General features: G+C 71.5%; 21 protein-coding genes. 14 read left to right on the forward strand and 7 right to left on the reverse strand.

Going from position 1 to position 23,360, the window contains the following annotated elements; all coding sequences use genetic code 11:
- Nucleotides 1–27: 27 nt before the first annotated feature.
- Together ACIOD2_RS31315 and ACIOD2_RS31320 are read right to left on the reverse strand one after the other, a co-directional pair.
- Nucleotides 28–1,125, reverse strand: coding sequence for a ferredoxin reductase (locus ACIOD2_RS31315; RefSeq protein ID WP_400545901.1), 1,098 nt, complete (start codon nucleotides 1,123–1,125; stop codon nucleotides 28–30).
- Nucleotides 1,126–1,244: 119 nt separating this feature from the next.
- The gene (locus ACIOD2_RS31320; RefSeq protein WP_400545904.1) at nucleotides 1,245–1,958 is read right to left on the reverse strand and encodes an SDR family NAD(P)-dependent oxidoreductase; all 714 of its coding nucleotides are present in this window, start codon (nucleotides 1,956–1,958) and stop codon (nucleotides 1,245–1,247) included.
- Between the two features lie 138 nt (nucleotides 1,959–2,096).
- Between ACIOD2_RS31320 and ACIOD2_RS31325 the strand changes: the two genes are divergently transcribed.
- The 4 genes from ACIOD2_RS31325 (at nucleotide 2,097) to ACIOD2_RS31340 (ending at nucleotide 5,703) form a co-directional block, all read left to right on the forward strand.
- Complete coding sequence (locus ACIOD2_RS31325) at nucleotides 2,097–3,074, forward strand: sigma-70 family RNA polymerase sigma factor (protein ID WP_400545907.1); 978 nt, start codon at nucleotides 2,097–2,099, stop codon at nucleotides 3,072–3,074.
- Between the two features lie 61 nt (nucleotides 3,075–3,135).
- Nucleotides 3,136–4,149: a sigma-70 family RNA polymerase sigma factor gene (locus ACIOD2_RS31330; protein ID WP_400545909.1), complete on the forward strand. Its 1,014-nt coding sequence runs from the start codon at nucleotides 3,136–3,138 to the stop codon at nucleotides 4,147–4,149.
- Nucleotides 4,150–4,171: 22 nt separating this feature from the next.
- Complete coding sequence (locus ACIOD2_RS31335; protein ID WP_400545912.1) at nucleotides 4,172–4,918, forward strand: isocitrate lyase/phosphoenolpyruvate mutase family protein; 747 nt, start codon at nucleotides 4,172–4,174, stop codon at nucleotides 4,916–4,918.
- Between the two features lie 14 nt (nucleotides 4,919–4,932).
- Nucleotides 4,933–5,703, forward strand: a complete 771-nt coding sequence (locus ACIOD2_RS31340) for a DUF899 domain-containing protein (RefSeq protein ID WP_400545915.1) — start codon at nucleotides 4,933–4,935, stop codon at nucleotides 5,701–5,703.
- Here ACIOD2_RS31340 and ACIOD2_RS31345 read toward each other — a convergent pair.
- Together ACIOD2_RS31345 and ACIOD2_RS31350 are read right to left on the reverse strand one after the other, a co-directional pair.
- Nucleotides 5,630–6,511: a lysostaphin resistance A-like protein gene (locus ACIOD2_RS31345; RefSeq protein ID WP_400545918.1), complete on the reverse strand. Its 882-nt coding sequence runs from the start codon at nucleotides 6,509–6,511 to the stop codon at nucleotides 5,630–5,632. The genes ACIOD2_RS31340 and ACIOD2_RS31345 overlap by 74 nt on opposite strands.
- 62 nt (nucleotides 6,512–6,573) lie before the next feature.
- Nucleotides 6,574–7,464 (reverse strand): alpha/beta hydrolase family protein, encoded by an 891-nt coding sequence (locus ACIOD2_RS31350; protein ID WP_400545921.1) that lies wholly within the window; start codon nucleotides 7,462–7,464, stop codon nucleotides 6,574–6,576.
- Between the two features lie 76 nt (nucleotides 7,465–7,540).
- Here ACIOD2_RS31350 and ACIOD2_RS31355 point away from each other — a divergent pair, with 76 nt between their 5' ends.
- The 5 genes from ACIOD2_RS31355 to ACIOD2_RS31375 all read left to right on the forward strand — a co-directional run bounded on the left by ACIOD2_RS31355 (nucleotide 7,541) and on the right by ACIOD2_RS31375 (nucleotide 11,652).
- Nucleotides 7,541–8,074 (forward strand): helix-turn-helix domain-containing protein, encoded by a 534-nt coding sequence (locus ACIOD2_RS31355; RefSeq protein WP_400545924.1) that lies wholly within the window; start codon nucleotides 7,541–7,543, stop codon nucleotides 8,072–8,074.
- A gap of 103 nt (nucleotides 8,075–8,177) precedes the next feature.
- A complete protein-coding gene (locus ACIOD2_RS31360) occupies nucleotides 8,178–8,477 on the forward strand; it encodes an EthD family reductase (RefSeq protein ID WP_400545927.1) in 300 nt (99 codons plus the stop codon).
- 111 nt (nucleotides 8,478–8,588) lie between these two features.
- Complete coding sequence (locus tag ACIOD2_RS31365; protein ID WP_400545930.1) at nucleotides 8,589–9,341, forward strand: SDR family oxidoreductase; 753 nt, start codon at nucleotides 8,589–8,591, stop codon at nucleotides 9,339–9,341.
- Nucleotides 9,338–10,108 (forward strand): SDR family oxidoreductase, encoded by a 771-nt coding sequence (locus tag ACIOD2_RS31370; RefSeq protein ID WP_400545933.1) that lies wholly within the window; start codon nucleotides 9,338–9,340, stop codon nucleotides 10,106–10,108. The genes ACIOD2_RS31365 and ACIOD2_RS31370 overlap by 4 nt, the downstream gene beginning before the upstream one ends.
- Entirely contained in the window at nucleotides 10,105–11,652 is a 1,548-nt protein-coding gene (locus ACIOD2_RS31375) for an acyl-CoA carboxylase subunit beta (protein ID WP_400545936.1), read from the forward strand. The genes ACIOD2_RS31370 and ACIOD2_RS31375 overlap by 4 nt, the downstream gene beginning before the upstream one ends.
- Here the strand turns inward: ACIOD2_RS31375 and ACIOD2_RS31380 are convergent.
- The gene (locus ACIOD2_RS31380) at nucleotides 11,546–12,166 is read right to left on the reverse strand and encodes a dihydrofolate reductase family protein (protein WP_400545939.1); all 621 of its coding nucleotides are present in this window, start codon (nucleotides 12,164–12,166) and stop codon (nucleotides 11,546–11,548) included. The two genes, ACIOD2_RS31375 and ACIOD2_RS31380, sit on opposite strands and share 107 nt — an antisense overlap.
- Before the next feature lie 211 nt (nucleotides 12,167–12,377).
- Here ACIOD2_RS31380 and ACIOD2_RS31385 point away from each other — a divergent pair, with 211 nt between their 5' ends.
- Nucleotides 12,378–15,023: a lectin gene (locus ACIOD2_RS31385; protein ID WP_400545942.1), complete on the forward strand. Its 2,646-nt coding sequence runs from the start codon at nucleotides 12,378–12,380 to the stop codon at nucleotides 15,021–15,023.
- A 183-nt stretch (nucleotides 15,024–15,206) separates the two neighbouring features.
- On the forward strand, nucleotides 15,207–15,683 hold the full coding sequence (locus ACIOD2_RS31390; RefSeq protein ID WP_400545945.1) for a hypothetical protein: 477 nt from the start codon (nucleotides 15,207–15,209) through the stop codon (nucleotides 15,681–15,683).
- Here the strand turns inward: ACIOD2_RS31390 and ACIOD2_RS31395 are convergent.
- Nucleotides 15,668–16,471, reverse strand: coding sequence for an enoyl-CoA hydratase-related protein (locus ACIOD2_RS31395; protein WP_400545948.1), 804 nt, complete (start codon nucleotides 16,469–16,471; stop codon nucleotides 15,668–15,670). The two genes, ACIOD2_RS31390 and ACIOD2_RS31395, sit on opposite strands and share 16 nt — an antisense overlap.
- 147 nt (nucleotides 16,472–16,618) lie before the next feature.
- Here ACIOD2_RS31395 and ACIOD2_RS31400 point away from each other — a divergent pair, with 147 nt between their 5' ends.
- Complete coding sequence (locus tag ACIOD2_RS31400; RefSeq protein WP_400545951.1) at nucleotides 16,619–19,696, forward strand: glycoside hydrolase family 2 TIM barrel-domain containing protein; 3,078 nt, start codon at nucleotides 16,619–16,621, stop codon at nucleotides 19,694–19,696.
- Between the two features lie 11 nt (nucleotides 19,697–19,707).
- Here the strand turns inward: ACIOD2_RS31400 and ACIOD2_RS31405 are convergent, their stop codons facing one another.
- Nucleotides 19,708–20,490 (reverse strand): hypothetical protein, encoded by a 783-nt coding sequence (locus tag ACIOD2_RS31405; protein ID WP_400545954.1) that lies wholly within the window; start codon nucleotides 20,488–20,490, stop codon nucleotides 19,708–19,710.
- A 263-nt stretch (nucleotides 20,491–20,753) separates the two neighbouring features.
- Here ACIOD2_RS31405 and ACIOD2_RS31410 point away from each other — a divergent pair, with 263 nt between their 5' ends.
- Entirely contained in the window at nucleotides 20,754–22,394 is a 1,641-nt protein-coding gene (locus ACIOD2_RS31410; protein ID WP_400545957.1) for an AMP-binding protein, read from the forward strand.
- Nucleotides 22,394–23,353, forward strand: a complete 960-nt coding sequence (locus ACIOD2_RS31415) for a phosphotriesterase (protein ID WP_400545960.1) — start codon at nucleotides 22,394–22,396, stop codon at nucleotides 23,351–23,353. Before ACIOD2_RS31410 ends, ACIOD2_RS31415 begins: the two co-directional genes overlap by 1 nt.
- Nucleotides 23,354–23,360: the final 7 nt, after the last annotated feature.

Below are 23,360 nucleotides of genomic sequence, written 5' to 3' on the forward strand. Positions count from 1 at the left end.
TTCCTTTCTCCGCTCGGGGTTCGACGCTCAGAGTTCGACCGTCACCGGGCCTTCGGCGCCGTGCACGCAGGTGCGCACGATCTCGTTGTTCATCTGGGTGACGACGTTGGTGCGCAGGTCGCGGATCCGGCCGTCCCGGATCGGCAGCACGCACGTGTGGCAGACCCCGACCCGGCACCCGAAGGGCATGTCGACCCCCGCGCTTTCCCCGGCGGCCAGGATCGGCGTGCCGGGCGGGCAGTCCGCCTCGACGTTGCGGTGCGCGAACCGCACGGTGCCACCGGAGCCTTCGGCGGCGTCACCGCCGACGATCGGCTGGAACCGTTCGTGGTGCAGGCGGTCGACGTCGCCGTGGCGCTTCCAGTGCGCCTGCAGCGCGTCGAGCAGCTCGCCGGGACCGCAGGTGTAGGTGTCCCGCTCGCGCCAGTCCGGGCACAGGGTGTCCAGGTCGGCCGGGGTGAGCCGGCCGTCGCGGCTGGTGATGCGCAGCTCGAGGCGGAAACCCTCGTGCCGCTTTTCGAGTGCGGCCAGCTCCTCGCCGAAGGTGACGCCGTCCTCTTCACGCGCCGAGTGCACGTGGACGACGTCGCGCAGGCCGGGCCCGGGGTCCAGGTGGCGCAGCATGCTCATCACCGGCGTGATGCCGCTGCCCGCGGTGACGAACAGCAGTCCTCGCTCGAGCCGGTCCGGCAGGGTGAAGGCCCCTTCGACCTCGCCGAGCCGCACGACCTCGCCGGGCCGCGCGCGCTCGACCAGGTACGGCGAGACGACACCCCCGTCGACCTTCTTGGGGGTGACCGAGATGAGGCCGTCGGTGCGGTCGGGGCTCGACGTCAGCGAGTACGCGCGCCAGTGGTGGACGCCGTTGATGACCACCCCGAGCCGCACGTACTGGCCGGGCCGGTGCCCGACCCAGTCGAACCCCGGCCGGATCAGCACGGTGGCCGCCTCGCCCCGTTCGGGCTCGACGCGCTCGACCCGGCCGCGCAGCTCCCGCGTCGACCACAGGGGGTTGATCAGTTCGAGGTAGTCGTCCGGCCGCAGCGGCGTGAACAGCCACCGCACCGCACGCAACGCCCGCCGCCGCAACGGCGACGCGGGAGGACGCATCCCTACTTCGGCCATCAACGACCACCCCGCACACGGCCGGCGGTCACGACCTCGTTGGACCAGATGGTGGACACCATGGCAATTGAGTGTACAGGCGTGCACTCAACTCGCAGCTCGAACCACGTCCCGGCACGTCAGCCCGGCTGCACCAGCCCCGCGTACTGGCGCTCGAGCGCCTTCGCCGCGCCGCCTCGCCAGCTTTCGGCCATGGCATCCGACACCGGGTCGGGGAAGATCTCGTCGTCGCCCTTCTCGACGCCGTCGAAGATGGCGTGCGCCACGGACTCCGGGGACGCCTTCGGGATGTCGAGGGCGCGGGACATGTCCGTGTCCACCGGGCCGGTCATCACGGCGTGGACGCGCACGCCCGCGCCGGCCAGCAGCGCCCGCAGCGACTGCGAGAGGGAGAACGCCGCCGCCTTGGAGATCGAGTAGGCCGGGATGACCGGGATCGGCGCCCACGCCGTGATGGACAGGATGTTGACCACGGCTCCCCGCGACCGGGTCAGGGCCGGCACGAACGCGCTCGTCACGCCGTGGGTGCCGTAGAGGTTGACCTCGAGCAGCCGCTCGAGCGCCGCCCGGTCGCTCAGGTCGTCGTACACCGACAGGCCGGCGTTGTTGACCAGGACGTCGACCGATTCCGCGGCCGTCACGGCGTCGCGGATCTGGCCGGCGTCGGTGACGTCCAGGGTGAGCGGCACGACCCGCTCGTCCGGGTGCGTCAGCGGCCGGCGCGTGCCGGCGTAGACCCGCGCCGCGCCCCGGCCCAGCGCCTCCTCGACCAGCGCCCGGCCGATACCGCGGTTGGCCCCGGTCACCAGGATCGTCTTGCCTGCGATCGTCATGCACCCTCCCAGGTACGGAATTGCGAACTGTCGACGAGGTAGACCCCGGCGGTCCGGGAACTGGGCCCGGTCTCGGCGCCCAGTTCCCGGCGCGGCCGGTGTCCGTACGGGGAGAAGGTCTGGTGGAAGGGTGGAGAGGTGTCGACCGAACTGATCACCAGGGCGCGGGCGGGGGACGGCAGCGCGTTCCGCGAGCTGACCGAGCCCCACCGGCGGGAGCTGCACGTGCACTGCTACCGCATGCTCGGGTCCTTCCAGGACGCCGAGGACGCCTTGCAGGACACGCTGCTGGCCGCGTGGCAGGGCCTCGCCGGGTTCGAGGGCCGCGCGTCGGTCCGCACCTGGCTGTATCGGATCGCCACGAACCGGTGCCTCAACGTGCTCCGCTCGGCCGGCCGGCGTCCGGCCAAGGAGTGGGACGTCCCGCAGTTCGAGCCGCCCGCGCCGTCCCGGCTCGGCGAGATCGTCTGGCTGGAGCCCTACCCCCAGCACCTCCTCGAGGCCGCGCCCGGCCCCGAGGCCGGCTATGAGCAGGCCGAGGCCGTCTCGCTGGCCTTCGTGACGGCGTTGCAGGTCCTGCCCGCGCGCCAGCGCGCCGTGCTCATCCTGCGTGAGGTGCTCGGCTACCACGCGGACGAGGTGGCCGAGATGCTCGGCTCGACGGTCGCCTCGGTCACCAGCGCCCTGAAACGCGCCCGGGCGGGCCTGCGGCGCCGTCCGCACGAGCCGCCGCCGGCGCCCGGCTCACCGGCCGAGGAGGCCCTCGTGGCGAAGTTCGTCCAGGCCTACTCCGCCGGGGACGTCGACGCGCTGGTCGCGTTGCTCACCGCCGACGTCCGCGTCTCCATGCCGCCGATCCCGCTCGAGTACCACGGGCGTGACGACGTGGCCCGCTTCTACACCGGGGTCCTCCGGCACCGGGCCTACCACCTTGTGCCGGCGCGGGCGAACGGCCAGCCGGCGTTCGGGACCTACCTGCGCGACCCGGACAGCGGCCGCCGGCACGGCGCCGGCCTGCTCGTGCTCACCCTCGCCGGCGACCGGATCAGCGCCCTGACCCGCTTCGACAACGACGTCCTCCCGTCGTTCGGGCTGCCTCGCGTCCTTCCGGACTGACGGCGACCACTTTCCGGCCCCGGCGGTGTCTGTACTTCCGAGAGCGACGGAAGGGGTCACCATGCGAGGGGCCGGGGAGTTGCTGGCGTCGGCGCGGGCGGGGGACGGGGACGCGTTCCGCGAGCTCGTCGAGCCGTACCGCCGCGAGCTGCAGGTGCACTGCTACCGCATCCTCGGCTCGGTGCAGGACGCCGAGGACCTGCTGCAGGAGACGCTGCTCGCCGCGTGGCGCGGGATCGGCGGCTACCGGGAACACGCGTCGGTGCGGACGTGGCTCTACCGGATCGCGACCCACCGCTGCCTCAACGCGCTGCGGGACGGCGAGCGCCGCCCGCACGGCGACGCGGCCCGCCGATCGGAGGTCCCGTTGCTCGAACCGACCCACCGCCGGGCGGAGCCGAGCTGGCTGGAGCCCTACCCCGACGTGCTGCTCGCCGAGCTCGCCGACCACGCACCCGGGCCGGAGGCGCGGTACGAGGCCAGGGAGGCGGTGTCCCTGGCGTTCCTGGCCGCGTTGCAGCGGCTGCCGCCGCGGCAACGGGCCGTCCTCGTCCTGCGGGACGTGCTGGGCTTCCGGGCCGCCGAGGTCGCGGACATCCTCGGCACGACGGAGAACGCGGTCACCAGCGCGCTGAAACGGGCCCGCGCCGCGCTGGACCCGGATCCCGGCTGGGCGGGCACCCCGCTGCCGGACTCGCCGGAGGAACGCCGGGTCGTGGCCGAGTTCTCCCGCGCGTTCGAGGCCGGTGACGTCACGGCGATCGTGGCCATGCTGACCGACGACGCGTGGCTGACCATGCCGCCGCTGCCGCTGGAATACCGGGGCGTGGAGGCCGTCGGGCACTTCCTGGCGACCGTCGCGCTGCGGGAGGGCGGCCGGCGCGCGCTGATCCCGACGCGGGCCAACGGCCAGCCGGCGTTCGGCTACTACGTCCGCGATCCGGCGTCGCCGATCCTGCACGCGCACGGCCTGCTCGTGCTGACCCTGACCGGGGCCCGGATCACCGCGCTGACCCGGTTCCACGACAACTCGCTGCTGCCCGCGTTCGGCCTGCCGCGGTCGTTGCGTGCTTGAAATCCACGGAAGAGGAGAAACGATGATTGACCTGAAGGCCCACGCCGAAAAGCTCCGCGTGCTGCACAGCGGCCCGATGCTGGTGCTGCCGAACGCGTGGGACGCGGCCAGCGCGGTGATCGTGGCCGAAGCGGGGTTCCCCGTGGTCGCCACGGCCAGCGCCGCCATCTCGGCGATGCTCGGCCATCCCGACGGCGAAGGTGCGCCCTGGCAAGAGATGTTCGCCGCGGCCGGGCGGATCGCCCGGGCCGTCCCGGTCCCGGTCACGGTGGACGCCGAGGCGGGTTACGGCCTGGCGCCGGGGGAGCTGGTCGACCGGTTGCTGGAGCTCGGCGCGGCCGGCTGCAACCTGGAGGACACCGACCACCGCGCCGGCGGCCTCGCCGACGCCGGCGCGCACGCCGCGTGGCTCGCGGAGGTCCGCGCCGCCGCGACGGAACGCGGCGTCCCGATCGTCGTCAACGCCCGGGTCGACGTTTTCCTGCCCACCAGCGGGATAGCCGGGCCGGACCGCGTCGCGGAGACGGTTCGCCGGGGCCGGCTCTACCTGGAAGCCGGCGCCGACTGCGTCTACCCGATCGGCGTCCGCGACCGCCGCGACCTCGCCACCCTCGTCGCCGAACTGCCCGGCCCGGTCAACGGCAACACCGGCGACCAGCTCGACCTGGCCGCGCTCCGCGAGCTGGGCGTGGCCCGGGTGTCCTACGGGCCCCGGTTCTACCGCGCGGCCCTGGCCGGCCTGAAATCCGCCGTCGAGGAACTGCGCTGAAAGCGAGAAAGACCATGACCCTTCCCGAAATCGTCTCCCGCGACGAGTGGCGGGCCGCCCGGCTGAAGCTGCTCGAGCAGGAAAAGGCGGCCATGCGCACGCAGGACGCGGTGACCGAGCAACGCCGTGCGCTGCCGATGGTCCGGATCGACCAGGAGTACACCTTCGAAGGCCCGGCCGGCTCGGCGCGTCTCGTCGACCTCTTCGAAGGCCGCAGTCAGCTGATCGTCTACCACTTCATGTGGAACAACGCGGCGGCCCGGGCGCGCGGTGCCCAGGCGCCGGACGAGGGGTGCGCGAGCTGCTCGTTCACCATCGACAGCGTCGGCCGGCTGGACCACCTGCACGCCACGGACACGACGTTCGCCCTCGTCTCCCGCGCGCCTCTCGCCGAGATCGAGCCGTTCCGGGCCCGGATGGGCTGGACGATCCCGTGGTACTCCTCGGCGGGCAGCGGCTTCAACTACGACTTCCACGTCACCAACGACGCATCCGTCGCGCCCGTCGAGTTCAACTACAAGGACGAGGAAACCTTGGCGCGCAGCCCGAAGACCGCGTTCGTGACCAACGGCGACGGACAGGCGATCAGCGTCTTCGTCCGTGACGGGGACACGGTTTTCCACACGTACACGACCTACGGGCGGGGCACCGAATTCATGATGAGCACCTACCAGTTCCTCGACCTGACCCCGATGCCCCGCCCGCGTTACGTCAACGAATGGCCGTACCACGACACCTATGGCCGGGAAACGAGCCATTCCTGCCACTGCGAGACGGCTGGGTGACCGCGGCCGGCCGCGGACTGCGGCTGAGCAGCCCGAGCACGACGAGGATCTGCACCGCCAGCACGAGCGCCTGCGTCATCGGCGCGGTGGCGGTCAGCAGCGCGACGGTCGTGTTGACGCCGAAGTGGACCGCGATCGACGCCACGACGCCGGCGCGTTCGTAGGCGTAACAGGTCAGCAGCGCCATCGGGATGACGCTGAGGGTGAAGAGCAGCCCGCTCCAGCTGATCAAGCCGAACGACGACTGGACGGTGCCGGTGATGAAGAACAGCGGCAGGTGCCACACCGCCCACACGACACCCAGCAGCAGCCCGGCCTGGAGGCGGCCCATCGAGGCGAGCAGGCGCGGGTACGCCGTGCCGCGCCAGCCGGGCTCCTCGGCCAGCGGGCCGCCGATCAGCATGCTGACGACGAACGGCAGGGGCCCGCCGAGGGTCGTGATCAGGTCCTTTCCCGCGGTCAGGCTCGGCGCGGGCCCGCCGAGGGCGCCCGCGAGGTACGCGCCGGCCACCACGGTGGCCGAGGCCAGCGCCAGCAGGGGCACCACCCAGAGCCACCGCACGCCCGGCCGGGAGCTCACCGCGTGCGCCGGGGCGTCTTCGTGGCGGCGGGCCCGGCGCACGCGGAGCACGATCGCGGCGATGACCGGGCCGAACCCGCCGAGCAGGTAGGGGATCGCGGTGGGCGAGCTCAGCGGTGATCCGCCGAGCAGGATCGCGACGAGCCAGCAGGCCCAGCTCGTCGTGAACGTGACGGCCCAGAAGAGCACGAGGCCGGTTTTCCGCCGGGTGGGGGAGGTGGTGGTCACGAGAGTTCCTTTTCTTCCGAAAATGGGCAGCACTGAGCCCGGGGACGGTTCCTTCAGGAGAGTCAGGCGGCTTTCAGCTGGTGGGCCAGCCAGCCGGACACCTGGGTGAGCAGGCCGGGGTCGACCGGCCGGCGCAACAGGCGGGGGTAGGAGCGCACCGACGCGGCGCCGGGGTCGCGGCGCAGCAGGTGGGTGAGGTCGTCGATCCGGTGGACCTCGGCTTCGCCGGGCACGAGCCGGCGGATCTCTTCCAGGTCCGCGGCGTCGACCTGGACGTCCTTGCCGCCGGTGATCGCGAGGACGGGGACGCGGACGACCGCCAGGTCCGGGCGCGGGTCGTGGGCGAGCAGCTCCCGCATCCAGCGGGCGTTCACCGGCCTCCCGGCCACGCGCGTGCTCCCGGCCTTGATCCGGGCCAGCTGCCGCCTGGCGACGGCCCGCACGACCGGCCGCACGAATCCTGGCAGCTCGCGCACGATGTTCCCGGCCTGCCAGCGCAGGGCGTCCTCGCCGAGGCGGGCGAACCCGGCCAGCAGCACCACCGCGGCGACGTCGGGCCGCGTGCCCAGGGCCATGGCGTGGACGGCGCCTTCGCTGTGCCCGACGACGGCGACGGCGTCCGCGCGGATCTCGGGACGCTCGGCCAGGGCGCGCACGGCGGCCGCACCGTCGCGGCGGTTGTCGGTGAACCCCGTCGCGCGCCAGTCGCCGGGGGTGGCGCCGGCACCGCGCCGGTCGTAGCGCAGCGTGGCGATCCCGTCGTCCGCGAGCGCGGCGGCCAGCGCCGGTCCGGTGTCCGAGCGGAGCCGGGCGGTGTTGCCGTCACGGTCCAGCCGCCCGGACCCGGGCAGCAGCACGGCGGCCGGGTGCGGGCCGGGACCCGCGGGCAGGGCCAGGGTGCCGGCCAGGCGCAGGCCGTCGTCCCCGGTCACCGTCATGTCGACCTCACGCACGTCCGTCCCCCATCATTCTCGATCATGCGAATGTTCTCAGCGGCGAGAACGGTATCGCATGTGAGAATATTCGTCCATGGCGACCGCGGAACTTCTCCTGCACCCCGTCCGGATGCGCATCCTGCAAGCGCTGTTCGACGCCGACCCGCTGACCACCGGGCAGCTGCGTGAGCGCATCCCCGACATCGCGCCGGCCACGATGTACCGGCAGATCGCGGTGCTGGCCGAGGCGGGCGTGCTGGAAGTGGCGGAAGAGCGGCGCGTGCGCGGCACGGTGGAGCGCAGCTACCGGGTGCGCAAGGAGGAGGCGGTGGTCGACCCCGCGGCGCGCGCGGCGATGTCGAAGGAGGAGCACCTGCGGGCGTACACGACGTTCGCGGCGTCGCTGATGGGGGACTTCGACCGCTACCTCGCCCACGAGGACGCCGATCCGGTCGCGGACGGCGTGGTCTACCGCCAGGCGGCGGTGTGGCTGACCGAGGACGAGTTCGACGTGATGGTCGAGGAGATCGAGCGGGCGGTCGTCTCGCGGATGGGCCACGCCCGGGAGGGCCGCATCCGGCGGGTCGTCAGCCTCGTCGTCGTGCCGGACGAACCGAAGGCGCGCTGACCGAGCGCCGCCGCCGGGCTGGGGGAGGAGTCCTTCGCTACTGTCCTGGAGGCGGTCGCCGGTCCCGCTCGGCAGGCCGCCTCCCTCGCCGAAAGGATCGCCCGTGCACCGGCTCACCGTCCTCTACCCGCCGCCCGCCGATCCCGCGCACTTCCGCGACCACTACGTCCGCGTCCACCTGCCGCTGGCGGCGAAGCTCCCCGGCCTCGTGCGGATGCAGCACGCCTTCGACGTCGAGGGCCTGCGCGACGCCAGCCCGTACTTCGCGGTCTTCCACGGCGACTTCGAGTCGGCCGAGGCCATGGCCGCCGCCCTGGGGTCGGAGGAGGGCAAGGCGGTCTCCGCGGACGTCGCGAACTACGCCACCGGCGGCGCGCAGCTGGTGCACTACGAGCTGAGCTGAGCGCCGCGTGTGACGCGCGCGGTCTTGAGGACGCGGGCGGATCGCGCATAATGGCACCGACAACCGACCGCTTAGTATGTTCCGGGCAACCGTCGAAGGAGACACACTGCCGTGAACTCGTTCAAGGATCGCGTCGCGATCGTCACCGGGGCCAGCCGGGGCATCGGCCTCGGCATCGCGAAGACGCTCGTCGAACGCGGCGCCAAGGTGTGCATCACCGCGCGCAAGCCCGAAGCCCTGGAAGAGGCCGTCAACTCGCTCGGCGGCCCGGACGTCGCGATGTTCGTGCCCGGCAAGGCCGACGACACCGACCACCAGGACGAAGCCGTCGCGAAGACGATCGAGACCTTCGGCCGGCTCGACTACCTGGTCAACAACACCGGCATCAACCCGGTCTACGGCTCGACGCTCGACATCGACCCCGGCGCGGCGGCCAAGATCCTCGGCGTCAACGTGCTCGCGCCGCTCGGCTGGACCAAGCGCGCCCGCGACGCGTGGATGGGCGAGCACGGCGGCGCCGTCGTCAACGTCGCCTCCGTCGCCGGCCTCGGCGCCTCGCCCGGCATCGGGATGTACGGGGTGAGCAAGGCCGCGCTGATCCGGCTGACCGTCGAGCTCGGTGCCGAGCTGGGCCCGAAGATCCGGGTCAACGCCGTCGCCCCGGCCGTGGTCAAGACGAAGTTCGCGACCGCGCTCTACGAGGGCCGCGAGGAGGAGGTCGCCTCGGCGTACCCGATGAAGCGCCTCGGCCTGCCGTCCGACATCGCCGGTGCCGTCGCGTTCCTGCTGTCCGACGACGCGAGCTGGATCACCGGCCAGACGATGGTCCTCGACGGCGGCGTGACCCTGGGCGGTGGCCTGTGACCGGCGTTGTCATCACCGGCGGTGGCGGCGGCATCGGTGCCGCGCTGGCCCGCCGCTTCGCCGCCGACGGCGCCCGGATCGTCGTCGCGGACCTCGACGGCGACAAGGTCGGCGAGGTCGCGGCCGAGATCGGCGCGACGGCGTTCGTCGGCGACGTCGCGAGCGTCGACGGCGTCGCGAAGCTCGTCGAGAGCGCGCGGGGGACCCTCGGCGAGATCGACGTCTTCTGCGCCAACGCCGGGATCGCGCCCTTCGGCGGCCCGGAAAGCCCCGAAGAGGTCTGGGCGCGCACCTGGGACGTCAACGTCATGGCGCACGTCCGCGCGGCCAACCTGCTGCTGCCCGCGTGGCTCGAGCGCGGCAAGGGCCACTTCATCGCGACGGTCTCCGCCGCCGGGCTGCTCACCAGCCTCGGCTCGGCGCCGTACTCGGTGACCAAGCACGGCGCGCTGGCCTTCGCCGAGTACCTCTCGGCGACCTACCGGCACCGCGGCCTCACCGTGCAGGCGATCTGCCCGCAGGGGGTGCGCACGGCGATGCTGGAGAGCACCGGCACCGCCGGGCAGCTGCTGATGGGTGCGTCGGCGATCGAGCCGGAGCAGGTCGCGGACGCGCTGTTCAAGGCGATCGAGGAGAAGCGGTTCCTGGTGCTGCCGCACGAGGAGGTCGCCGGGTACTACGCCGCGCGCGCCACCGACACCGACCGGTGGCTCGGCGGGATGAACAAGCTGCAGCGCAAGGTCGAGCAGGCGCTCGGAGACGCATGACCTGGGAGCCGGAGGTCGGCGAGATCGCGCGGCGGCGCGAGCTGGCCGAGCGGATGGGCGGGCCGGAGAAGGTGGCCCGCCAGCACGCGGCCGGGCGTTCGACGGTCCGCGAGCGGATCGCGGCGCTCGCCGATCCCGGCACCTTCGACGAGATCGGCGCGCTGGCCGGCACGGCGTCCTATGTGGACGGCGAGCTGGAGTCGTTCACCCCGGCCAACTTCGTCATCGGCACCGCCCGGCTTGACGGCCGCCGCGTCGCGATCGGCGGGGACGACTTCACCGTGCGTGGCGGCGCGGCCGACGCGGCGATCATGGAGAAGCAGGTCCACGCCGAGCGGCTGGCCAACGAGCTGGGCATGCCGATGGTGCGCCTGATCGAGGGCACCGGCGGTGGCGGCAGCGTCAAGATGCTGGAGCAGCACGGGTTCACCTACGTCCCCGTGAATCCCGGCTGGGACCTGGTGGTGGACAACCTGTCCACGGTGCCGGTCGTCGCGGCGTGCCTCGGCCCGGTCGCCGGGCTGGGTGCCGCGCGGGCCGTGATGTCGCACCTGTGCGTGCTCATCGAGGACGTCGCGCAGCTGTTCGTCGCCGGGCCGCCGGTGGTGAAGCACGCGACGGGGGAGGACCTCACCAAGGAGGAACTGGGCGGGGCCGATGTGCACCGCCGCAGCGGCGCGGTGGACCGGATCGTGGCGTCCGAGGCCGAAGCTTTCGCGGTGCTGAAGCAGTTCCTGTCGTACCTTCCGTCCTCTGTGGACTCGTTGCCGCCGGTCGGGTCCACTGAGGACCCGACGGGCCGGCGCGAGGAAGCGCTGCTCTCGCTCGTCCCGCGCAACCGGCGTCACCCCTACCGGCTGCGGCCGCTGCTGGAGGGCGTCTTCGACGAGGGCTCGGTGTTCGACTACGCCGTGTCGGGCGGCTCGGCGTACGCGGGATTGGCGCGGCTGAACGGGCATCCGGTGGGCGTGCTCGCCACCGACCCGTACCGCGGCGCGACGCTGACACCCGAGGGCGCCGACGTCATGACCCGGCTGGTCGACCTTTGCGAGACGTTCCACCTGCCGCTGGTGTCCCTGACCGACCAGGCCGGCATGGTGATCGGCGCGGCGGCCGAACGCGCGGGCGCGATCCGCCGCGGCGCCCGCGCGGTGACGGCGGTCTACCAGGCGCGGGTGCCGATGGCCGAGGTGATCGTCCGGCGCGTGTTCGGCGTCGGCGGCGCGGGCCAGACCAACCGCCACCGCCTGGTCCGGCGCTGGGCCTGGCCGTCGGGCGACTGGGGCTCACTGCCCGTCGAGGGCGGCATCGAAGCCGCCTACCGCGCGGAACTCGACGCGGCCGACGACCGCGAGGCGCGGATCGAGGAGATCCGCGCCCGCCTCGACGCCGTCCGCTCGCCGTTCCGCACGGCCGAGCGCTTCTCGGTGGAGGACGTCATCGACCCCCGCGAAACCCGCGCCCGGCTGTGCGACTGGGTGCCGGACGCCTACGCCGCACTGCCGAAACTGCTCGGCCGCCCGTCCTTCGGCATGCGGCCCTAGCGGACCACCCGGAACAGTTCGGCGCCAGCTGCTCCAGCGGGACGGTCTTGCCGCCGGGGTGGTCGAAGATCCGGATCCCGTCGCCGAGCAGGACCGGGACGGGCATCGCCAGGATCTCGTCGAGCAGGCCGGCTTCGAGGCACTGGCGGGCGACGTCGGCGCCGAGAACGTTGACGTACTTGTCACCCGCGGCCGCCTTCGCTGCGTCGACGGCCTCGTGCAGGTCGCCGACGAAGGTGACGTCCGGGACCGGCGCGGCCGGCCGGTGGGTCAGCACGAACTGCGGGCCCTCCCAGCCGCCGCCGAAGGCCTTGCCCTCGCGCTCGGGGTCACCGCGGTGGGGGTCGTCGCCGCCGAACGTCCGCCGCCCGACGAGCAGCGAGCCGATCCGCGGGATCAGCTCGTCGACGGCCGGGTCGGGGCGCAGGTACGGGGTCAGCCACGACATGTCGCCGCCGGGGCCGGCGAGGAAGCCGTCGAGGGACATGCTGAAGCCGTAGAGCAGTTTCGCCATGGGGTGTCTCCTTGAGGTTGTTTCGCGGACTTCAGTACTGACGGCGGCGGCCGGAAAAGTCATCGGCTTCACCCGGCCGTGTCCGGAACGCGACAGGATCACCACGGACCGTTGACAACGGTGTCAGCCCGCGAGGACCGTTTCGAACCGCGTGGCTCTAGAACTTGTGCTCAACGGTGAAGGACAAGTGACCATGGTCTTACGTTCCCTCATGCGGTTATCCGCCGCCTCCGTACTGGCAATAGCCGGTCTCGTTCCCATTTCCGCTTCCGCGGCGACGCTGGTCGCCGATCCCGCGTCCGTCGTGAACCCCTTCATCGGCACCTCCAACGCCGCCGATGACTTCCCTGGTGCCGATGTCCCGTTCGGCATGGTGCAGTGGAGTCCCGACACGCCCAGCCGCCCGGACGGCGGCGGGTACGAATACAAGGACTCCTCGATCACCGGTTTCAGTTTGACGCATTTGTCCGGTCCGGGCTGTGGTGCCGACGGTGACGTCCCCATTCTGCCGACGGTCGGCGCGGTCAACACCGGCGCGACGGACTCCTTTTCCCACGCGAACGAAACCGCCGACGCGGGCTACTACTCCGTGGGCCTCGACAACGGTGTCAAGACCGAGCTGACCACCGCCCTGCGGTCCGGGATCAGCCGGTTCACGTTCCCCTCGACGTCCCAGGCGAACCTGCTCTTCAAGCTCAACGGCAGCCAGAACGGCACCTCGAACCAGACGTGGACCGTGGTCAGCCCGACCGAGGTGTCCGGTTCGGTCACCTCCGGGCACTTCTGCGGCGCCGGGTTCACCTACACGCTCTACTTCGACCTGGTCTTCGACCGGCCGTTCAGCACCAGCGGCACGGCGGCGGCCCCGGCCGTGACGCCCAAGGCGTCCCCGGACAAGCTGCACAGCACCGCGAAGGCCGCCGCGGCTCCGGCGGCCCCGGCCGCGGGCCCGGGCAGCTCGTACGTCCGGTTCGACACCACGACCAACCGGACCGTGCAGGCCAAGGTCGGCGTCTCGTACGTCTCGGTGGCCAACGCCGTCGCGAACCGGGCCGCGGACATCCCGTCGTTCGACTTCAACGCCACCCACACCGCCGCGCACAACGCGTGGAACGCGATGCTGGGCAAGATCCAGGTCGCCGGCGGCACCACGGCGCAGCAGCGCGTCTTCTACACCGCGCTGTACCACTCGCTGTTGCACCCCAACGTCTTCTCCGACAGCAACGGCCAGTACATCGGGTTCGACAACCAGGTGCACACCGTCGCGAGTGGACACTCGGCGCAGTACGCGAACTTCTCCGGCTGGGACATCTATCGGACACAGGCACAATTGACCGCGTTGGTGGCACCAACGCAGACGAGTGACATCGCGCAGTCGATGATCGCCGACTACGCCCAGGGCGGCGGGCTGCCCAAGTGGGCGCAGAACAACGGCGAGACGTACGTGATGGTCGGCGACCCCGGCACGGCGATCCTCGCGAGCTACTACGCCTTCGGCGCGAAGAACTTCGACACCTCGGCGGCGTTGCAGGCGATGTTGCACGAGGCGAGCGCGGCCAACAACATCCGGCCGGGTCTCAACGCCACGAACGCGCCGGGGTACCTGCCGGCCAACGGCACCTACCAGTGCTGCAACTTCTACGGCCCGGTCTCGACGCAACTGGAGTACGACACGGCGGACTTCGCGCTCTCGGCGTTCGCCGGGGCGCTGGGGGACACCGCGAACCAGGCCTTCTACGCCGGCCGCGCGCAGAACTGGAAGAACACCTTCAACCCGGCCACCGGGTTCATGCAGCCCAAGGACGCCGGCGGCGGCTGGACCGCCGGCTTCGACCCGGCGAGCGGCTCGAACTTCGTCGAGGGCACGTCGTGGCAGTACACCGGCATGGTGCCGTTCAACGTCGCCGGGCTCGCGGCGGCGCGGGGTGGCAACGCGTCGCTGATCAGCTACCTCGACAGCGTGCTGGCCGGGTTCCACGGCGCCGGCGGCAGCCAGGCCGACCTCGGCAACGAGCCGAGCCTCGAGCTGCCGTGGGAGTACGACTACGTCGGGCAGCCGTACAAGACGCAGAAGGTCGTGCGCCAGGTGCAGGACCAGATCTGGACGGACGCCCCCGGCGGCCTGGCCGGCAACGACGACCTGGGCGCGATGAGCGCGTGGTACGTCTTCTCCGCGCTGGGCTTCTACCCGATGACGCCCGGGACGGCCGACCTCGCGCTGGGCAGCCCGCTGTTCACCCAGTCGGTGGTCAGCCTGCCGAGCGGCAACACGCTGACGATCAACGCCCCGGCGGCGGCGGACAACGCCCCGTACGTCCAGAGCGCGACGTGGAACGGCGGGGCGTGGAACAACGCGTACGCCCCGACGTCGGCTCTGGGTTCGGGCGGCACCCTGGCCTTCACCCTGGGGACGTCGGCGAACACGTCGTGGGCGGCATCGAACCCGCCGCCGTCGTACGGCGGCACGCTGCCGCACATCGGCCCGGTGTCTTCGGGCGTGGCGGGCAAGTGCCTGGACGTCGCCACGAGCGGCACGGCGAACGGAACCCACGCCCAGCTGTACACGTGCAACTCGAGCGGCGCGCAGAAGTGGTTCTCCGGAGCCGACGGTTCGCTGCAGGCCCAGGGCGGCTGCCTGGACGTCAGCAACAGCGGCACGGCCAACGGCACGAAGGTCCAGCTGTGGCAGTGCAACGGTTCGGGCGCGCAGAAGTGGCAGGCGGGCACGGCGGGGTCCCTGGTGAACCCGCAGTCGGGCAGGTGCCTGGACGACCCGAACAGCACCACGGTCGACGGCACGCAACTGCAGATCTACGACTGCAACCAGAGCGCGGCCCAGAGCTGGACCCGCGGCTGACGCTGTAGCTCAAGTCCGTGAATGGCCCATTGAGGGACTCTAAGTCCCTCAATGGGCCATTCACGGATTCAGGAGGCGGAGTGGGGCCTCATGGCGCTGTTGGCCGAATCGAGATCCACAGTGAGTAACTTGCGATCCGCCGCAGTCGACTCCAGGGGGACACCCGTGAACGGGTGGTGGTCGATGCGGAGGTCGTCGGTGGCGTTGCTCAAGAAGAAGACACCCGAAGAGGTCGCGGCGGAGGCCGCCGCGAAGGAGGGGCAGCGCCGGGAAGCGGAAGAACGCAAGCGCCGTGAGCAAGCGGCGAAGGAACGGGAAGCGTTCGATCGATCGCCCGCAGGCCGGGCGCGAGCCGGCTTCAAGCGCGGTGACCAGGTGTTCCAGTACTCGATCGACGTGCTGCACCAGCGAGCGGTCATCGTGGCGATGGTCGGCGGCACGACGACCAAGACGGCCAGTGACCCGGTCTCGGTCCTCAACTCCGTCTGCCGGGAAGGGTGGGAGCTCGTCAACGGTTCGTTCGTCTTCGTCGAGCAAGGGCAGGAGAGCCGGGACAAGTTCTTGTCCTCCGGTCAGAACGTCGCCGTCAAGGGCGAGGTCGTGGGCTACTACCTGTTCAAGCGCTGCGAACTCAACCGGCGAATTCAGTCCGCCGAATAGGGTGGGAACTTCGGGATCCGCCGTTCGTTCCAGCTCGCCAGGCCCTCGGCCAGCTCGGGACGGCCGAAGGAGTCGATCATCAGCGCCGTCGCCTCGCGGGCCGAGTCCTGCAGCGACAGCGCCGCTTCGCGGGGGAACTGCTGCTTCATCACCGCCATCGACCGTGGGGCGCTGTAGGTCGCCAGCTCCGTCGCGTACGCGTGGGCGCGCATGCCCAGCTCCTCGGCCGGGACGATCTCCTGGACCAGGCCGTAGTCCAGCGCCTGCTCCGCGGTGAACGTGCGGCCGGACAGCAGCAGGTCACGGGCCCGGCCCTGGCCGACCAGCTCCGGCAGCAGCTTCGCGATGCCGTACTCGGCGATCAGGCCGCGCCGGGCGAACGCCGTGGTGAACTTGGCGCCCGCCGCCGCGAAGCGGACGTCCGCCGCGCACGCGATCACGAAACCCAGCCCGGCGCAGCCGCCGTTGATCGCCGCCACCACCGGGACGCCTGCCGTCGCGGCCGCCAGGACGTCGCGGAAGTTCTCGTGGCCGCCGTCCTCCGCGGGCGGCGCGGCGGCGATGCCGTCGAGCAACCCCAGGTCGGCGCCGGGGCAGAACGCCCGTCCGGCGCCCGTGACGACCACCGCGCGCACCTCGGGGTCCGCGTCCGCCTCCCGCAGCGCCGCGCCGTAGCGGGCCTGCATCGGGACGTCCATCGCGTTGCTGCGCTCGGGCTTGTCGAACGTCACGGTGGCGACCGCGCCGTCCCGTCCGTACCGGACGCCGTCCACAATGGACTCGGTCATAACCGCCTCCTCGGGGTCGGGACCCATACTAAGCGGTCGCTTGGTCCGCTGTCACGGTTCGAAATGATCGAAGTCTTTGTCCGGCGGGAAAATCCTGTGCAATAGTGCTTTCGCGCCTCCGAGCACCGTCGCCGGGAAGGAACGCCCATGCCGAACGATCCGGGTCCCAGCAGGCGGCAGGTGCTCGGCGGGGTCGGCGTGGCCGCGCTGACGACGGCCCTCGCGCCCGTCGCGCAGGCGGCCGAGGCGCTCTCCCGGCCGGGCCTGACGCTCACCGGCCGGGCCACCGACCTCGGCACCGGCTGGCGGTTCGTCCTCGTCAACGCCGACGACGTCACAGGCCCCGAAGACCATTACGCCGACCAGGCCTTCGACGACTCGGCCTGGCAGGCCGTCGACGTCCCGCACGACTGGAGCATCGAGCTCCCGCCCGTCGGCCACGGCGGCACCAGCAGCGCGTCCGGCTTCTTCCGCGGCGGCCTCGGCTGGTACCGGAAGACGTTCACGCTGCCGCCCGCGCTCGCGGGCAGGCGCGTCTCGGTGGAGTTCGACGGCGTCTACTCGGACGCCCACGTCCACCTCAACGGCGAGCTGCTCGGCCGGCACCCGTACGCCTACACTGGCTGGAGCTTCGACCTCACCGGCAAGCTGCACACCGACGGCCGCACCCCGAACGTGCTCGCGGTGCGCGCGACGAACCGGCTGCCGAGCAGCCGCTGGTACTCCGGCAGCGGCATCTATCGCAACGTCCGGCTCGTCGTGACCGAGCCGGTGCACGTCGCCCGGCACGGCACCTTCGTCACGACCCCCGAGATCACCGCGGGCCACGCGCTCGTGCGCGTCGCGACCGACGTCGCGAACGACTCCGGCGGCGCGGTCGCCGCCGAGGTGCGCACCACGGTGACCGATCCGGGCGGCCGGGTGGTCGCGCGCGGCTCGACGACCATTCCGCTGCCCGCCGGGCAGACGCGCCCGGCGAGCACCGACCTGCCGGTGAGCCGGCCGCAGCTGTGGTCGACCGAGCGGCCGGCGCTGTACCACCTGCGCACGGACGTCGTCGTGGCCGGGCGTGTCCTCGACACGACCACGACGGACTTCGGTATCCGCTCCTTCGCCTTCCACCCGGACCACGGCTTCTCGCTCAACGGCGTCCCGACGAAGCTGCGCGGCGTCAACCTCCACTCGAGCCAGGGCGCGCTCGGCGCGGTGATCGACCCCGCCGCGCTGGAGCGCCAGCTGCGGCTGATGCGGGCGATGGGCGTCAACGCGCTGCGGACCGCGCACAACCCGCCCGCCCCGGAGCTGGTCACCGTCTGCGAACGGCTCGGGATCCTCATGATGGTCGAGGCGTTCGACTGCTGGCGCACCGGGAAGGTCGCCTACGACTACCACCTCGACTTCGACGAGTGGAGCGCACGCGACATCGCCGAAATGGTCCACGCGGCGAAGAACTCGCCGGCGGTCGTGCTGTGGTCGATCGGCAACGAGGTCCCGGACGCCTCGATGGCCGGCGGCCCGGAGATCGCCGCCGGGCTGATCGCCGCGGTCCGGGCGATCGACACCACCCGGCCGGTCATCATGGGCTCCGACCGCTACCGCAGCGTGCCGGCGCCCGGCTCGCCCCAGGACCTGATCCTGCGGCAGCTCGACGGCCTCGGCGTCAACTACAACACCGCCCAGTCGATCGACGGCCTGCACACGACCTACCCGGACAAGTTCTTCTTCGAGTCGGAGTCGTCGTCGGAGACCTCGACGCGCGGGGGCTACCAGGATCCTGACCTGCTGAACACGGGGGAGAACCACACGCCGGGCAAGCGGGCGGTGTCGTCCTACGACAACAACCTGGCCTCGTGGACCTTCAGCGGCGAGTACTCGCTGAAGAAGGACCGCGACCGCAGGTTCTGCCAGGGCCAGTTCCTCTGGGCCGGGCAGGACTACCTCGGCGAGCCGACGCCGTACGACGTCTTCCCGGTCAAGACGTCCTTCTTCGGCGCGGTCGACAGCGCGGGCCTGCCGAAGGACGCCTTCCACCTCTTCCGCAGCCAGTGGACCACCGGCCCGATGGTGCACCTGCTCCCGATGGACTGGACGAACCACCGCCCGGGCGAGCCGGTCACCGTCTGGGTGTATTCCACTGTGGACACTGTTGAGCTGGTTCTCAACGGGAAGTCCTTGGGCGTCAAGAAGTTCGATCACAAGACCACTGTGGACGGACGGCCGTATCTCGAGACGAGCGAGCCCTCCGGCGACGACAAGCACGACCCCTCCGGCAGTTACACCAGCCCGAACGGCAGCACCGGCAAGCTGCACCTGACCTGGACCGTGCCCTTCGCGCCGGGCACGCTGACCGCGATCGCCACCGCCGGTGGACGCGAGGTCGCCCGGGACCAGCTCGTCACCGCCGGACCGCCGCACGCGCTCACGCTGACCGCCGAAAACCGCGCCGGTGTGGTGGACGGCGCGATGACGTTCGTGACGGCCTCCGTCGTGGACACGCGCGGAACCGTCGTGCCGGGCGCCGAACCGGTGGTCCGGTTCGCCGTCCGCGGGCCGGGCCGGGTCGCCGGGGTGGACAACGGCCGGCAGGAGCTCGCCCAGAGCTACCAGCGGCCCACGATCCCGGCGTTCCACGGCCAGGCGGTCGCCGTGATCGCGGCGACCGGGCGCGGGACGATCACCGTCACCGCGACCGCACCGGGGTTGAAGACCGCGAAGATAGCGCTGCCGGGGACGAGTCTCGGGCAGCGCAACGGTCCGGGTGCGCGGGCCCGGGAGTCGGCCGATGGCCTCGCCGCTGGGCCATCGGCCGACGCAAGCTATTCGGGCGCACCGGACACGCTGCCCACGGCCATGCTCGACGGTGACCCGGCCACCGGCTGGTCCAACTACTACCTGAAGCAGGCGACGGCGACGCTGAACGCGGTGAGCCGATCGCGAGCCGAGGACTGGGTGTCGCTCACCTGGCCCGCGTCCCGGCGGATCGGCACGGTCGCGGCGCAGTTCGTGGTGTCCGACGTCCTGGCCCGCCCGGCGACCATCGAGGTCGCCTACCGGACGTCACGGGGCTTCGAACCGGTGCGGGACCCGCGGATCACGTGGACGGGCGACCGGGCGACGATCACGTTCGCTCCGGTCGTCACCGGTGAGGTCCGGCTCACGATGACCAGCCCCACGCCCGGCACCACGCGGGGGTTCCTGCGGGTCAGCTCGCTCGAGGTGGGCTGACCCGCGGGAACTCACAAGCTGCAGGGCGCGAGCGCGTCGAGACCCTGGGGCTTGTCGGCGTTGCGGCCGATCGCGGTCGCGATCCGGTTGATCGTGGCGATCCGCTTGTCCTCCAGCGGCCCGAGGATGGCGTTCTGGACGAAGTTCGCGCCGCCTTCACCCGCGCTGGTCACCAGGCGGTTGTTGGCCTCGGCGATCTGGGTGTCGAGGAGGTCGAGGTTGCGCTGGACCTCGGCCTGAGCCTGCGCGGGGATAGCCGGGAGCTGACTTTCGACGTCCGGGCAGGTGATCTGGCCGGACGCCGGTTCCGCGGCGCTCGGCTCGGTGGAGGCCGGGGCGGCCGCGGTCGTCGTGGCGGCGGGCTGGCCGCCGAGGGTGCAGGCCGCGAGCCCGTCGAGGCCCTGGGGTTTCTCCGCAACGCGGCCGATGGCGATCGCGATGCGGTCGATCGTGCTGGCCCGCTTGTCCTTCAGCGGGCCGAGGATGGCGTTCTGGACGAAGTTCGCGCCTCCTTCACCCGCGCTGGTCGCCAGCCGGTTGTTGGCCTCGGCGATCTGGGTGTCGAGCAGGGTGAGGTTGCGCTGGACCTCGGCCTGGGCTTGGGCGGGGATGGCGGGCAGCTGCCCGGCGACGTCGGGGCACGTGATCTGCTGGGCGGTCGCGGCGCTGGCCTGGCCGGTCTGGCCGGCCGTCGTCGCGATCACGAGGGCGCCGGCGGCGAGGGCGAGGCCCAGTGCCGCCGTCGCGAGTTTCGTGCGCCGGGAAATGCGGTGTCGTCCACCGGTATCAGGCATTAATGGCTCCCATGTTCCGTATTCGTTAGCGTGAACATATGCGCGGCCAGGCGCCATCTTGGCCCCTGGACCAGGGGATTGTCCAGTACGAAGTGCCGGGAAAAGAAAATCTGAACCACGTCGAACCGTGGTCCGTGTTCTTCGGTGACGCAGCACTTCTGCGTATTCCGGAATCGTCGGTGCCGAGCCGGGTCTTGACGGGGACCGGCACCGCCTCCTAGCGTCGCCATACCGACCGGTCGGTGTCCAAGGGAGGTCACTGGATGAGCTGGTACGACGAGAAACCGTGGCTGGCGAGCTACGGCGAACGGCCCGTGGAACCGGCCGAGGCGACGACGCTGCCCGAGACGTTCCGTCGGGCCGTCGACGGCGCGCCCGACCGGGACGCCATCGCCTACTTCGACGGCCGGCTCAGCTACCGGCAGCTCGACGAGCTCTCCGACGGCGTCGCCCGCTACCTCACGCAGAACGGCTTCGAGCGCGGCGACCGGCTCGCCCTGGTGCTGCAGAACATCCCGCAGTTCGTCATCGCGCTGCTCGGCGCGTGGAAGGCCGGCGGGATCGTCGTGCCGGTCAACCCGATGTACCGCGACCGCGAGCTGACCCACGTGCTCACCGACGCCGGCGTCAAGGCGATCGTCTGCTCGCAGCGCGGCTGGAACGCCTACATCGGCAAGACGGCGAGCGCCCTGCCGATCGCCCTCACCACCAGCGAACTCGAGTTCCAGACCCGCGACGACGAGCGCGTTCTCGGGAAAGTCGTCCGCGAAGAGACCCCGGGCGCCACTGAACTCCTCGAAGCCGCGAAGACGCCTGGGCCGAAGCCGCCGGAGCCCGCGTTCGCGCTCGACGACGTCGCCCTCATCAGCTACACCTCCGGCACCAGCGGGACGCCGAAGGGCGCCACCAACACCCATGGCAACGTCGGTACGAACGCCGCCGGGCTCGGCTCGTTCAGCGGCCTCCCCGCCGGCTCGACGCTGTTCGGGCTCGCGCCGCTGTTCCACATCACCGGCATGGTCTGCGAAGTCGGCTCCGCGATCGACATCGGGGGCACGCTCGCACTGGCCTACCGCTTCGAGGCCGGTGTCGTGCTCGACGCCTTCCTCGAGCACGAGCCGTCGTACACGGTCGGGCCGTCGACGGCCTACATGGCGCTGATGGCCCACCCGTCCTTCAGCCGTGAGCACTTCGCGTCGTTCGCGCTGCTCTACTCCGGCGGGGCTGCCTTGCCGCCCGCCGTCGTCGAGGCCTTCCGCGCGAAGACCGGGCACTACATCCACAACGGCTACGGCCTCACCGAGACCACGGCCGGCTGCGTGGTCGTCCCCGGCGACCTCGAGGCGCCGATCGACCCGGAGTCCGGCACCATCTCGATCGGCCTGCCGGTGCCCGACACGATCGTCCGCATCCTCGGTGAGAACGGCGAGGAGCTGCCCTTCGGCAAGCCGGGGGAGATCGCCGTCGAAGGCCCGATGGTCGTGTCCGGCTACTGGAACCGCCCGGACGCGACGGCCGAGTCGATTCCCGGTGGCCGGCTGCTCACCGGCGACATCGGGTTCATGGACGAACGCGGCTGGGTCTACGTCGTCGACCGCAAGAAGGACATGATCAACGCCTCGGGCTTCAAGGTCTGGCCGCGCGAGGTCGAGGACGTGCTCTACACGCACCCGGCGGTCCGCGAGGCCGCGGTCGTCGGCATCGCGGACGAGTACCGCGGCGAGACGGTCAAGGCGTACGTCAGCCCGGCGCCCGGCGTGACCGCCGATCCGGCGGAGCTGGTGGCCTGGTGCAAGGAACGGCTGGCCGCCTACAAGTATCCGCGCACCATCGAGGTGCTCGACGAGCTGCCGAAGACCACCAGCGGCAAGATCCTGCGCCGCGAGCTGCGGGCGAGGGGCTGATGGTCGAGACCGTCCGCGGCGCGATCGCGCCGGAAGCGCTGGGCCAGGTCCTGATGCACGAGCACCTCTTCGTGCTGAGCCCCGAGTTCGTCGAGAACTACCCCGAGCACGAGGGGTTCCGGGAGGAGGAGCACGTCCCCGAGGCGATCCGGCGGCTCAAGGAGCTGAAGGCCGCCGGGATCGACACGATCGTCGACCCGACGGTGATCGGGCTCGGCCGCTACATTCCGCGGGTGCAGCGCGTCGCCGCCGAGGTCGAGGTCAACATCGTCGTCGCCACCGGGCTCTACACCTACAACGACGTGCCGCACTACCTGCACTTCCGCGGCCCTGGCACGATGCTGCAGGGCGAGGACCCGCTGGTCGGGATGTTCGTCGGGGACATCCGCGACGGCATCGCCGGCACCGGCGTCAAGGCCGGGCTGCTCAAGTGCGCCACGGACGAGCCGGGCGTGACACCGGGTGTCGAACGCGTGCTGCGTGCGGTCGCGAAGGCACACCTCGAAACCGGGACGCCGATCATGACGCACACCCACGCCGTCAGCCGGCGCGGGCTGGAGCAACAGGCGATCTTCGCGGAGGAGGGCGTCGACCTGAGCCGCGTGCTGATCGGGCACTCGGGCGACTCGACCGACCTCGGCTACCTCACCGAGCTGGCCGACCGCGGCTCGATCCTCGGCATGGACCGCTTCGGCCTCGACCTGCTGCTGCCGTTCGAGGAGCGCGTGAACACCGTCGCGGCGATGTGCGAACGCGGCTACGCGGGCAGCATGGTGCTCTCGCACGACGCGTCCTGCTACATCGACTGGCTGCCCGCGGACCAGCTGCCGGTGCTCACGCCGAACTGGCACTACCTGCACATCACCCGGGACGTGCTGCCCGCGCTGCGCGAGCGCGGCGTCAGCGAAACGGACATCACGACCATGCTGGTCGACGTGCCGAGGCGGTTCCTCGGGTGAGCGATAT

It is taken from the genome of Amycolatopsis sp. NPDC088138 (assembly GCF_044741685.1).
GTDB lineage: Bacteria > Actinomycetota > Actinomycetes > Mycobacteriales > Pseudonocardiaceae > Amycolatopsis.

Excerpts from the sequence above, each read along its gene's own strand:
- ACIOD2_RS31315 (WP_400545901.1), bottom strand. The coding sequence starts at position 1,125 with ATGGCCGAAGTAGGGATGCGTCCTCCCGCGTCGCCGTTGCGGCGGCGG.
- ACIOD2_RS31320 (WP_400545904.1), bottom strand. The coding sequence starts at position 1,958 with ATGACGATCGCAGGCAAGACGATCCTGGTGACCGGGGCCAACCGCGGT.
- ACIOD2_RS31330 (WP_400545909.1), top strand. The coding sequence starts at position 3,136 with ATGCGAGGGGCCGGGGAGTTGCTGGCGTCGGCGCGGGCGGGGGACGGG.
- ACIOD2_RS31335 (WP_400545912.1), top strand. The coding sequence starts at position 4,172 with ATGATTGACCTGAAGGCCCACGCCGAAAAGCTCCGCGTGCTGCACAGC.
- ACIOD2_RS31340 (WP_400545915.1), top strand. The coding sequence starts at position 4,933 with ATGACCCTTCCCGAAATCGTCTCCCGCGACGAGTGGCGGGCCGCCCGG.
- ACIOD2_RS31355 (WP_400545924.1), top strand. The coding sequence starts at position 7,541 with ATGGCGACCGCGGAACTTCTCCTGCACCCCGTCCGGATGCGCATCCTG.
- ACIOD2_RS31375 (WP_400545936.1), top strand. The coding sequence starts at position 10,105 with ATGACCTGGGAGCCGGAGGTCGGCGAGATCGCGCGGCGGCGCGAGCTG.
- ACIOD2_RS31380 (WP_400545939.1), bottom strand. The coding sequence starts at position 12,166 with ATGGCGAAACTGCTCTACGGCTTCAGCATGTCCCTCGACGGCTTCCTC.
- ACIOD2_RS31385 (WP_400545942.1), top strand. The coding sequence starts at position 12,378 with ATGCGGTTATCCGCCGCCTCCGTACTGGCAATAGCCGGTCTCGTTCCC.
- ACIOD2_RS31390 (WP_400545945.1), top strand. The coding sequence starts at position 15,207 with ATGCGGAGGTCGTCGGTGGCGTTGCTCAAGAAGAAGACACCCGAAGAG.
- ACIOD2_RS31395 (WP_400545948.1), bottom strand. The coding sequence starts at position 16,471 with ATGACCGAGTCCATTGTGGACGGCGTCCGGTACGGACGGGACGGCGCG.
- ACIOD2_RS31400 (WP_400545951.1), top strand. The coding sequence starts at position 16,619 with ATGCCGAACGATCCGGGTCCCAGCAGGCGGCAGGTGCTCGGCGGGGTC.
- ACIOD2_RS31405 (WP_400545954.1), bottom strand. The coding sequence starts at position 20,490 with ATGCCTGATACCGGTGGACGACACCGCATTTCCCGGCGCACGAAACTC.
- ACIOD2_RS31410 (WP_400545957.1), top strand. The coding sequence starts at position 20,754 with ATGAGCTGGTACGACGAGAAACCGTGGCTGGCGAGCTACGGCGAACGG.
- ACIOD2_RS31415 (WP_400545960.1), top strand. The coding sequence starts at position 22,394 with ATGGTCGAGACCGTCCGCGGCGCGATCGCGCCGGAAGCGCTGGGCCAG.